The following is a 2253-nucleotide window of genomic DNA, read 5'->3' on the forward strand; positions in this document are numbered from 1 at the left end:
GTCGCCAGCCCGTTCTTCCTCGGCCTTGATCACATCGTCGGCCGATGAAGACCGAGACCGCAGCCCGCGAAGCTGACCGGCCGCTACGGCACTGTTGGGGGTGCGCGTCCGGTCAGCTTCGCTCCGTCGAGCAACACCATCAAACACCAGGCGCGATCTCTTCGGCAGCCGCTTGACCACGGGCTAACGATAGTGCCAATTTGCCTTTAACGATCGGGTACTTCACCTGCGCGCGATCAGATCGGAACGCTGCGCGGCATCAGATTGGAATACCTGCGCGCGATCATTGGAATCCGCACGAGCGCCAGGAGCCCCTCAAGGCGCGGGTCCCACGCGGGATCGCGGGCGCTATCCGCAAGCCCAAAGCATCGGAACACCAAGCGATGGCCGTCGGCCAGGAGCAGCTCGGCCACGCGCTCACGTCCTTCGACGCCGCCAGACACCTCCAAGTGTAGGCCCAGCTGAAGGGCCGCCTCAAGGTTCTCGGCCAGTGGATCTGGATCATCGAAGGTTAGCGCCAAACCCACGGCGCCTGATCCGCCCCACTCCTCCAGGACCTCAGGCGCCAGCGGCTGCACGAGGGGCGGAATGAGCCGCACTGGCATTCGGGCCTGGCTTGCCTGGGCGAAGAGCTCCGTCGGGTCGCCGTTCAGGAAGGCGGGCTGGACCAGGACCAGCCCCGTGATCGCGCAATCGCACGCAACGCCTTCTAGCCGTGCCCAAGGAGCCGTCGATGACGGGCGCGGCCCGCCGGCCCTCTCGGCGGAGGGCGTGGACCTCGCAGTCGATCCTCATGGAGCGCCCTCTCCGCAGAGCGCAGCCGGCTAAGCGCCCGCGAGGCTGCGGCTCATGCCGAAAAGCAGGTCCTCGACGGCGGCGCGGCAGGCGTTCAGTCTCTCCAGCCTCGGATCAAGCGCGAAGCGGCGTCGTCTCGCTGCACGTCCGGGCTGTGGCACTCGGCCGCCCGGACCTCTCTGATAGGGCCGAGTCCTAAGATGGAATGCTCGCGCACCATTGCAAATACCGGCCCCGCTGTAGATGCTCATTTGGCTGTTATTATGAGTCTTAGTCGCGGAAAAGTGCCAATGGCATTTGGTACACCATGGTCCTCTGCACTCGATGACTTGGCTACAACCACACAGATATCGGCCCCAATCATCCGATCGACGTGAGGCTGGCATTGCCGCCGGCAGCAGCCGTGTTCGTCGAAATGCTGATCTCTTTCGTGAGCATATCCATGTCGTAGTCGTCGCCGGCAGAGGCCCTTACCAGGACGGGTATGATGGGTCCCCGCCGCTGAGCTACCTCCTTGTTGAGAGCGATGAGCTCTTGCGCAGAGCCATCGAACAGAATGGCATCGACGGTGTCTATCTCGCGCCAATCTTTCACCAACCTAATCTGATCCCTGGGCTCGCCGGGGAGACGATCGAAAACTGCACGCGCCGGATTGGATGTCTGAACGATGGCCCGATTGCCAGCCGCCAGAATGGCGCCGATTTGGATCAGGAGAGCCCGCTCCGTCTGCGCTACCGCAGCTACGACCCCTCGAGGCCTGACCAGGTATATGTTGCGTTCGCCCACTAGTCCGGGCAGCTCGATCTCTGTTCCAAGGGCCGATCGCGACAAATGCTGTTCGCAGGACCGCGCCTCGTCCGAGCGCCCTTCTGTACGCAACCACTCCAGGTACGCGCGAGCGGCCATGGTCGGCCTACCGTCGAAGGTTTTCCTGCGAGGACGAGCGAAAAGCCGGCCCAAATACAGCGGACCGCCGGCTTTGGGACCGGTACCCGAGAGACCTGAACCGCCAAATGGTTGGATACCGACCACCGCGCCAATGATGTTCCGATTGACGTAGATATTGCCCGCTTCAATCTTGTTCGATACTTGCGCGATCGTCTCGTCGAGGCGGGAGTGGAGCCCAAAGGTCAATCTATAGCCAGTCGCATTTATCTGCTCAACTAGGGTCTGTTGGGATTCATCGGGAGTTTATCACGGCCGCGACCAGATGGATCATGGAGGCGAAGCTTTGATCGGTCTTTTCGGCGCGCATGGCGATGCGTTTGAACTCCTTGAGCTTGCCGAAGAAGTTCTCGATGAGATGCCGCCATTTGTACATCTCCTCGTCGATGGTGAGAGGCTTGGCGCGGCGCGGATGCTGGGAGATGACGACCTTGGCGCCGCGCGCATCGAGTTCGGCGATGATGGCGTTGCTGTCGAACGCCTTGTCGGCGATCAGCGCGTCGAAGGCCAATC

Annotated in this window: 2 protein-coding genes and 1 pseudogene; all 3 read right to left on the reverse strand. The window is 62.1% G+C overall.

The features are described 5' to 3' along the window. Nucleotides 1-236: 236 nt before the first annotated feature. Entirely contained in the window at nucleotides 237-605 is a 369-nt protein-coding gene (locus J6497_RS40395) for a hypothetical protein (protein WP_225709708.1), read from the reverse strand. 550 nt (nucleotides 606-1155) lie between these two features. Beyond that, a pseudogene (locus tag J6497_RS40400) lies at nucleotides 1156-1962 on the reverse strand (aldehyde dehydrogenase family protein); the annotation flags it as partial. Nucleotides 1963-1975: 13 nt separating this feature from the next. Then, a partial coding sequence (locus tag J6497_RS40405) for a transposase (protein WP_225709709.1) occupies nucleotides 1976-2253 on the reverse strand: 278 nt, incomplete at its 5' end.

The organism is Bradyrhizobium cenepequi (genome assembly GCF_020329485.1).
In the GTDB taxonomy this organism is placed as follows: Bacteria; Pseudomonadota; Alphaproteobacteria; order Rhizobiales; family Xanthobacteraceae; genus Bradyrhizobium; species Bradyrhizobium cenepequi.